This is a genomic window from Streptomyces sp. NRRL B-1140, from assembly GCF_001280065.1.
Taxonomy (GTDB): domain Bacteria; phylum Actinomycetota; class Actinomycetes; order Streptomycetales; family Streptomycetaceae; genus Streptomyces.
Genome location: NZ_LGEA01000141.1, coordinates 1 through 8,433 on the forward strand (window position 1 = coordinate 1; position 8,433 = coordinate 8,433).

Sequence of the window (8,433 nt, forward strand, 5' to 3'; positions counted from 1 at the left end):
CCCGCTTTCGCGTTTCCCTTTCCGGCGGTTCCGACTCTATCAGATCCTTTCGGGCCTGATCCCCGGTCAGCGGGGTTTGTCTTTGCGGCTGTTGGGCCGCTCCGAGGTTCCTAACCTTAGCGCGCCCTCTCGGCGATCCCCAAATCGAAGCCGTTCGGAGTCGATCAGGGTGTCGAGTCCCAATTCGAATTGAATTCGGGCGTGCCGAAATCAACCCCGTCGGGAGTGTCGAGCTGGTGGTTGGGATGCCGCTGATGCGACGGAAGCGTTGCGGAAGAACCGTTACGGCTCCGTGGCAACCCGAAGAACTCTACGGATCTGCCAGGAGAGTGTCAAGCGACCCCTGTCAAGATCTTTTCCGCCCCGGCGTCAGTCCAGGTCGGTGAGGCGTCCGCCGGCGTCCGGCTGCGCGTGCTCGACCCGGCGCAGCAGGCGTGTGAGCACTTCGCCCAGCGCCGTGCGCTCCTCGGGTGACAGGTCCTGGAGCAGGTCCTCCTCGAAGACCGTCGCCAGGCGCATTGCCTCCAGCCACTTCTCTCGCCCCTCGGATGTCAGCTCCACGATGACTCGTACGCGGTTCGACTCGTCTCGCTCACGGGTCACCAGAGATTCGGCGACCATGCGGTCGATCCGGTGGGTCATCGCGGCCGGGGTGAGGCCGAGACGCTTGGCGAGGTCGCTGGGGCCCAGACGATAGGGAGCGCCGGAAAGGACGAGGGCCTTGAGGACCTCCCACTCCGTGTTGCTGATGCCGAGCGTCGAGGTCTGACGGCCGTAGGCGACGTTCATGCGGCGGTTCAGGCGGGAGAGGGCCGAGACGATCTGCTCGACCTGGGGGTCGAGGTCCTGGAACTCGCGCTGATACGCGGCGATCTGCTCTTCGAGGGTCGGCTCGCTGGGGCCGGGGGTGTCGCCCATGGGCGCAGTATGGCACGGCTGCTCTTTGCCTTGAAGTCCTTGTATGTGTACTCTTTACCTTCGAACTTTAGGTTCGAAGTCTTCACTCCTAACTTGTGAGAGAGGTGAACGTGACCAGGGCGATGGGCGCAGCGATGCGCCGGATTCACGTGGGTAACGCACTCAGCGCGTTCGGGCTCGGCTTCACGGTCCCGTACCTGTACGTCTACGTGGCGCAGGTGCGAGGTCTTGGGGCCATGACGGCGGGTCTCGTACTGGCCGTCTTCGCTGTGGCCGCGCTGGTCGTGCTGCCGTTCGCCGGGCGGGCCATCGTCCGGCGCGGCCCGCTGCCGGTGCTGCTCGCCGCCCTGGTCACCGCCGCTCTGGGGGCCCTCAGTCTGGGGATCGCGAGCAGTGCGGCCGCCGTGCTGGTCTCGGCCTCCCTGCTGGGGGCCGGGCAGGCCGTGATGCAGCCGGCGCTCGCGACGATGATCGTCGACTGCTCCTCGGCGGAGACGCGGTCGCGTGCCTTCGCCATGCAGTTCTTCCTGCAGAACCTCGGACTCGGTGTCGGTGGCCTCATCGGCGGTCACCTCGTCGACACCACGAGTGCGGCCTCCTTCACGCTGCTCTTCGCGATCGAGGCGGCGATGTTCCTGCTGCTGGTCGTGGTGATGACGACGGTGCGGATGCCGCACGCGCCGCGGATCGGGGACGCGCCCCCGGCCGCCGGACGGAGCAGCTGGAAGCAGCTGCTGGGCAACCGGGCCATGGTGCAGCTGTGTGTGCTGGGCTTCGTGCTGTTCTTCGCCTGCTACGGGCAGTTCGAGTCGGGGCTGAGCGCGTACGGGGTCGAGGCGGCCGGGATATCGACGTCCGCGCTCGGGACGGCGCTCGCCGCCAACACGCTGATGATCGTCGTCGCGCAGTTCGCCGTGCTGCGGTTCGTGGAGCGGCGCCGGCGGTCGCGGGTGATCGCCGCTGTCGGGCTGATCTGGGCCGTGGCCTGGGTCGTCGCCGGGTACGCGGGGCTCGGGCACGGCAGCCAGGAGATGGCGACGGCGGCGTTCGTCTCCACGTACGCGCTGTTCGGGCTGGGTGAGGCGATGCTGTCGCCGACCGTGGCCCCGCTGGTCGCGGATCTCGCGCCGGAGGGGATGGCCGGGCAGTACAACTCGGCGTTCGCCCTGGTCAAGCAGCTGGCGCTGGCCGTCGGGCCGGCGGTCGGCGGGCCGCTCGGGGCTTCGCTGCACGCGCCGTACATCGTGGCGTTCCTGGTGTTCTCGCTGGGGATCACCGTCCTGGCCGTGCGGCTCGGGCGGCAGCTGACCGATGTGCAGGATCAGCCGTGGCTCGGGAAGAGCCGGGTCGTGGCGCGGGGTGGGGCACCCGTCTCCGCGGACGTCTGATCCCCTCCCCTGATCGCCGTCGCCTCTATGTGACCTGCGTGCGCGGCAGGGCGAACTCGCACCAGACCGCCTTGCCGCCGCCGGGTGTGCGGCGGCAGCCCCAGTTCGACGCGATCGTGGCGACGATGGCGATACCGCGGCCCGATTCGTCGCCCGGTTCCGCTCGGCGGCGTCTGGGGAGGTGGTCGTCGCCGTCGGTGACCTCGATGATCAGGCGTCTGTCCGTGCGGCGCAGGCGCAGCCGCATCGGCGGGGTGCCGTGCTGCAGGGAGTTGGCGACCAGTTCGCTGGTGGCCAGGACGCCCAGGTCGTGCAGGTCCGCGGGGAAGCGCCAGCTGGTCAGGACCCCGGAGGCGAAGGCACGCGCGCGGGGGGCCGCTTCCACGCCGCCCAGGAGTTCCAGGGCGGCGTTGCGGAAGAGCTCACCGTCCGCTCCGGTGCGGGCGGGGTGCTGGAGGACCAGGACGGCCACGTCGTCGTCGTGGTCGGGGGTCACTCCCGCGGAGCGGACCAGGCGGTCGCAGACGACCTGGGGCGTGCCCGTGGCGCCGGCCAGGGCGCGTTCCAGCGCGGCGATCCCCTCGTCCAGGTCCGCGTCGCGCCGCTCGACCAGGCCGTCCGTGTAGAGGACGGCCGTGGAGCCGGGGGCGAGGGGGATCGAGCCCGAGGCGTGCATCCAGCCGCCGGTGCCGAGCGGGGGGCCGGTGGGTTCCTCGGCGCGCAGGACCGTGCCGTTCTCGTCGCGGACGAGGATCGGGAGGTGTCCCGCCGAGGAGTAGATCAGCTTGCCCTCGTTCGGGTCGTGGATGGCGTACGCGCACGTGGCGATCTGGTTGGCGTCGATCTCGGCCGCCAGACCGTCCAGGAGCTGGAGGACCTCGTGCGGGGGGAGGTCGAGGCGGGCGTAGGCGCGGACCGCCGTGCGCAGCTGGCCCATGACGGCGGCCGCGCGGACGCCTCTGCCCATGACGTCGCCGATGACCAGGGCCGTGCGGCCGCCGCCCAGGGTGATGACGTCGTACCAGTCGCCGCCGACCGCGGCTTCCGTGCCGCCGGGGTGGTAGGTGGCGGCGATGCGCAGGTCGTCCGGCTGTTCCAGTTCCTGGGGGAGCAGTGAGCGCTGGAGGGTGACCGCCGTTTCGCGCTGACGGCGTTCACTGGCGCGCAGGCGCTCCGCGGCTTCGGCGTGGTCGGTGACGTCCGTGGCGAAGACGAGGACGCCGCGGCCCTCGCTGCCGCCCTCGCCGTCGCCCTGGGCGACCGGGGTGCACGTGAAGCTGTAGGAGCGGCCGTCGGGGGCCTTGCGGGACTTGACCGTGCGCGGTCTGCCGCTGCGCTGGACCTGGTCCAGTAGGGGGAACAGGCCGAGGGCGTCCAGCTCGGGGAGGGCCTCGCGGGCGCGTTCGCCCAGGGGGCGGACGCCGAAGGCGGTCGTATAGGCGTCGTTGACGTAGGCGATGCGGTGGTCGGGGCCGTGGACCAGGGCGACGAGGGACGGGGCGCGGTCGAGGACCTCACGCACCCGCAGTTCGTCGACGGAGGGAACGGACGGCGCCTCGTCGGTCAGTTGTTCGGCGCGGGCGGCGGGCACGGAGCCTTCCCCCCGCCGGTCCGGGGAGGCCGTCTGCTCGGTCCGCGCTGCGGCGCGGCGCTGCGTTCCGGGGAGCCGGGCGCTCCAGCGCGTGAAGTTCACGAATCCTTGCCTCGTGTAGTGGTCGGCGGCCGGCACCGGAACCGGCCGGGGCCCCGGGGGGCCCGCACCGGGGCGAGAGGTGGCGTGCCCGCGGTGGTGGACCAGTCTGGCAGGGCGCGGACCGGACCGACATCCGTCAGACGCCGGGCCGGCCGCAGGAGTTCCTGGGTCCGGTCAGGACGACCCCTTCGGGTTGTGCCCGGGGTCTTGAGAAGGCTTTCCACCGGCCGCGAGTTCGAACTCCGCCCGGGGGTGTTCGAGTGAACCCAGGGAGACGATCTCCCGTTTGAACAGGCCGGCGAGGGTCCATTCGGCCAGCACGCGTGCCTTGCGGTTGACGGTGGGCACGCGGCTGAGGTGGTAGGCGCGGTGCATGAACCAGGCGGGGTAGCCCTTGAGCTTGCGTCCGTAGACGTGGGCGACGCCCTTGTGCAGGCCCAGTGAGGCGACCGAACCGGCGTAGGCGTGTGCGTACGTCTCCAGTGGTTCGCCACGCAGGGAGTGCACGATGTTGTCGGCGAGGACCTTGGCCTGGCGGACCGCGTGCTGGGCGTTGGGCGCGCACTCACGGCCCGGTTCCTCAGCGGTGACGTCGGGGACGGCGGCGGCGTCTCCGGCGGCCCACGCGTGCGTGGAGCCGTCGACGGACAGTTCCGGCGTGCACTTCAGGCGTCCGCGGCCGTTGCGGGGCAGGTCGGAGGCGGCGAGCACCGGGTGGGGTTTCACGCCGGCCGTCCAGACGACCGTCCGGGTGGGGAAGCGGGCACCGTCGCTCAGGACGGCGACCCGGTCGGCGCAGGACTCCAGACGGGTGTGGAGGCGGACGTCGATGTTGCGGCGGCGCAGCTCGGTGACGGTGTAGCGGCCCATCTCCTCGCCGACCTCGGGCAGGATGCGGTCCGAGGCCTCGACGAGGATCCATTTCATGTCCTCGGGCTGGACGTTGTGGTAGTAGCGCGCGGCGTAGCGGGCCATGTCCTCCAGTTCACCGAGCGCCTCCACGCCCGCGAAGCCGCCGCCGACGAAGACGAAGGTGAGGGCCGCGTCGCGGATCGCGGGGTCGCGGGTGGAGGAGGCGATGTCCATCTGCTCGATGACGTGGTTGCGCAGGCCGATGGCCTCCTCGACGGTCTTGAAGCCGATGCCGTGGTCGGCGAGGCCGGGGATCGGCAGGGTGCGCGAGACGGAGCCGGGGGCGAGGACCAGCTCGTCGTAGGACAGTCGCTGTCCGCCCGTGCCCTCCTCCTCGGTGGCGAGGGTGGTGACGGTGGCGGTGCGTTTCGCGTGGTCGACGGCGGTGGCCTCGCCGATCAGCACCCGGCACCGGGCCAGGACGCGGCGCAGCGGTACGACGACGTGGCGGGGCGAGATGGCGCCCGCGGCGGCCTCGGGGAGGAACGGCTGATAGGTCATGTACGGGTCGGGGGTGACGACGGTGATCTCCACCTCGTCCCGGTCCAGCTCCCGTTTCAGTCTGCGCTGCAGGCGCAGGGCCGTGTACATCCCGACGTAGCCGCCACCGACAACGAGAATGCGCGCACGTTCCTTCACCATCCCATGACGCACCTGTCGCTTGCGTTTGTCCACAGCCTCGACGAATTGTGTGACCGGAGCGGGAGAGTGCGCGGAGTTGGCCGGATTAGCCACCTGCGGCGCATTCGCGCAGGTCAGGGCAGGTGGTGCAGGGGGCGCACGGGGGTACATTCGGGATGTATGCGGCCCGTACTCCGATCGGTGGGCGCTCCGTGCGGAACGTGCCCCTTCTGAATTGACTCCCTCTCAACTATGTTCGTGTGTCGACGGGGTGTAGGGGGATGTGCTCACCGGGGTCCGCGACGGGCGGGCCGCGGGACGGGCCGGTTCCCGCGTCCCGGCATCGTATGGCGGGGAGTCTCCGGGGGGAGACGTCATTACCGGGGGAATACTCATGCATGTTCAGGACTCTCATTGGTCGCCCGCGTCCACAGGGGCGGCGGGCGGTATGACGATGAGCGCGGCGGCGGGCAGCGGACGCGACGCGTCGCGGACGACGCCGCTGCGTGTGGACGCACAGCGCAATCTGGAGCACGTACTGCGGGCGGCGCGCGAGGTCTTCGGCGAGCTGGGCTACGGCGCGCCGATGGAGGACGTGGCGCGGCGCGCGAGGGTCGGCGTGGGCACGGTGTACCGGCGGTTCCCGAGCAAGGACGTCCTGGTGCGGCGGATAGCCGAGGAGGAGACCTCCCGGCTGACCGACCAGGCGCGTGCGGCGCTCGGGCAGGAGGACGAGCCGTGGTCGGCGCTGTCGCGCTTCCTGCGGACGTCGGTGGCCTCCGGCGCGGGGCGGCTGCTGCCGCCGCAGGTGCTGCGGGTCTCCGTCGAGGACGGTGCCGGTGGTCCGCGGGTGCCGCAGCAGCGGACGCAGCCGGGCGGGACGGAGCTGCGACTGGTGCCGGACCAGCCCGTCGCGGTCGCTTCGGTACCGGCGGTGGCGGCCGGGGACGACGCCGGGACGACGGCGCTGCTCGAGGTCGTGGGCCGGCTCGTGGACCGGGCGCGTGCGGCCGGTGAGCTGCGGGCGGACGTGTCGGTGTCGGACGTGCTGCTGGTGATCGCCACGGCCGCGCCCTCGCTGCCGGACGCCGCTCAGCAGGCGGCCGCGTCGGCCCGGCTGCTGGACATCCTGCTGGAGGGCCTGCGCTCGCGCCCGGCGTGAGCCGTTGAGACCCGGGGCGACCAGGCCCCGGGTCGGGCGGAGCTTCGGGGCTCGGGCGGCACGCGTCCGGGCCCGGAAGCGAAGCAGGCGATAAAGGGAACGCCTTCCCCGAACGAGTGATGGCCAGTACTGCCGTGCGATAAATCCCCACGGATGAGTGAGGGTCCGAACTTCGGGCTTCCGACCATGGGCCCCTATGGCACGCTGACCCGGTGGTCTGGACGGGTTGGGCGGCTGCCGGGGGCTTTCCGCGATGAGTGCTGACGGGCGGGACGAGTCGAGCGGCAGCGGCGGCGACGCCACGGCCGGCGGTCCGGTCCCGCCGAAGGTGCCGCATCAGGGCGGGCGCGGGAGCGTGCCGCCCACCGGGCACCCGGCCGACGGCTCTGTCCCGGCCCAGCGCGACCGGCGCGAGGACGGCGCCCTGCCGCCGCGCGAGGTGCCGCCGTCCGACTCCGGCCTCATCGACCGGATGCGCGCGGGCGACGACACGGCGTACGAAGAGCTGTACCGGCGCCATGCGCAAGCCGTGCGCCGCTACGCCCGCACCTGCTGCCGTGACGCGCACACCGCGGAGGACCTGACCGCCGAGGTCTTCGCCCGCATGCTCCAGGCGGTACGCGGCGGCGCGGGCCCCACCCACGCCGTACGCGCCTACCTGCTCACCTCCGTCCGGCGCGTCGCCGCCTCCTGGACGAGGTCGGCACGGCGCGAGCAGCTCGTCGACGACTTCGCGGTGTTCGCCGCCCAGTCCGCGCACGGGCCCGACGTGTCCGGCGACGCCACGCTCGAACTGGGCGCGGATGTCCGGGCGATGCACGCGGCCGAGCAGTCGATGGCCATGCGGGCCTTCCGGTCGCTGCCAGAACGCTGGCAGGCCGTGCTGTGGCACACCGAGGTCGAGGACGAGTCCCCCAGCGAGGTCGCCACCCTGTTCGGACTGGACGCCAACGGCACCCGCGTCCTCGCCAGCCGGGCCCGCGAGGGGCTCAAGCAGGCCTACCTCCAGGCCCACGTCAGCGCCACGCTCACCGGTGACGAGGAGTGCGCACGCTACGCGGACCAGCTCGGCACCTACGCCCGCGGCCGGTTGCGCACCCGCGCCGAGCGGGGACTGCGCAAGCACCTGGACGCATGCGCGAAGTGCCGGCTGGCTGCGCTGCAGATCGAGGACGTGGCCGGCGGCATCCCGGCGGTCGTGCCGGTCGCCGTCATCGGCTGGTTCGGGGCCGCCGGTTACGCGAAGGCAGCGGCGCTCATCGCGGGGGGCGCCGGAGCCGCCGGTGCGGCGGGGGCGGCGACGACGGGCGGTCCGGCCGGTGGGGCAGCCGCAACCGGCGGCGGTCCGGCCGGTGGCGGGGGTGGTGCGGCGGTCTCCGAGGGGGTCGGCGCGCCGCTGAAGGCCGGTATCGCGGCCGGTGTGGTCGCCGTGGGTGTGGTGACGGCGGTGGTGATGGCACTGGCCGGCAACGAGCAACCGAAGGAAGAGGCGAAGGCCGACCCCCCGTCTTCCGCTCCGCCGCCGTCGGTGGTGCGCCCGGGTGAGCCCATGCCCACGTCCTCCCTCACGTCCTCCCCCACCCCCACCCCCTCGTCCGCACAGCCCGGACCGGAGCCGCGGCCGCCGCGGATCACGCCCGCTCGCGCCGGGACGCCCGCGCCGGCACCGCCCCCCAGGACCAGCCCGCCACGAGCGCGTGCCCCATCGGTCACGGCCGCCCCGCCCGTCGCGAGGCCCG

General features: G+C 72.2%; 6 protein-coding genes. 3 read left to right on the forward strand and 3 right to left on the reverse strand.

The features are described from left to right. Positions 1 to 369: 369 nt before the first annotated feature. Positions 370 to 918: a MarR family winged helix-turn-helix transcriptional regulator gene (locus tag ADK65_RS33155; RefSeq protein WP_053674745.1), complete on the reverse strand. Its 549-nt coding sequence runs from the start codon at positions 916 to 918 to the stop codon at positions 370 to 372. 122 nt (positions 919 to 1,040) lie between these two features. Between ADK65_RS33155 and ADK65_RS33160 the strand changes: the two genes are divergently transcribed. Next, complete coding sequence (locus ADK65_RS33160; RefSeq protein WP_053674748.1) at positions 1,041 to 2,306, forward strand: MFS transporter; 1,266 nt, start codon at positions 1,041 to 1,043, stop codon at positions 2,304 to 2,306. Positions 2,307 to 2,331: 25 nt separating this feature from the next. On the opposite strand, the gene ADK65_RS33165 is transcribed toward ADK65_RS33160, so the two are convergent. Then, positions 2,332 to 3,999 (reverse strand): ATP-binding SpoIIE family protein phosphatase, encoded by a 1,668-nt coding sequence (locus ADK65_RS33165; protein WP_053674750.1) that lies wholly within the window; start codon positions 3,997 to 3,999, stop codon positions 2,332 to 2,334. 174 nt (positions 4,000 to 4,173) lie between these two features. Continuing rightward, positions 4,174 to 5,553 carry an NAD(P)/FAD-dependent oxidoreductase gene (locus ADK65_RS33170; RefSeq protein WP_053674752.1) on the reverse strand — a complete coding sequence of 460 codons (1,380 nt, stop codon included), beginning with the start codon at positions 5,551 to 5,553 and terminating at the stop codon, positions 4,174 to 4,176. Between the two features lie 373 nt (positions 5,554 to 5,926). On the opposite strand from ADK65_RS33170, the gene ADK65_RS33175 reads away from it, so the two are divergent. Both ADK65_RS33175 and ADK65_RS33180 read left to right on the forward strand, forming a co-directional pair. Beyond that, complete coding sequence (locus tag ADK65_RS33175) at positions 5,927 to 6,694, forward strand: TetR/AcrR family transcriptional regulator (RefSeq protein WP_053674754.1); 768 nt, start codon at positions 5,927 to 5,929, stop codon at positions 6,692 to 6,694. A 253-nt stretch (positions 6,695 to 6,947) separates the two neighbouring features. Continuing rightward, on the forward strand, positions 6,948 to 8,433 hold a 1,486-nt coding region (locus tag ADK65_RS33180), incomplete at its 3' end, for a sigma-70 family RNA polymerase sigma factor (RefSeq protein ID WP_053674756.1).

Coding starts and splice junctions, on each gene's coding strand:
- ADK65_RS33155 (WP_053674745.1), bottom strand. CDS start 918: ATGGGCGACACCCCCGGCCCCAGCGAGCCGACCCTCGAAGAGCAGATC.
- ADK65_RS33175 (WP_053674754.1), top strand. CDS start 5,927: ATGCATGTTCAGGACTCTCATTGGTCGCCCGCGTCCACAGGGGCGGCG.
- ADK65_RS33170 (WP_053674752.1), bottom strand. CDS start 5,553: ATGGTGAAGGAACGTGCGCGCATTCTCGTTGTCGGTGGCGGCTACGTC.
- ADK65_RS33160 (WP_053674748.1), top strand. CDS start 1,041: ATGGGCGCAGCGATGCGCCGGATTCACGTGGGTAACGCACTCAGCGCG.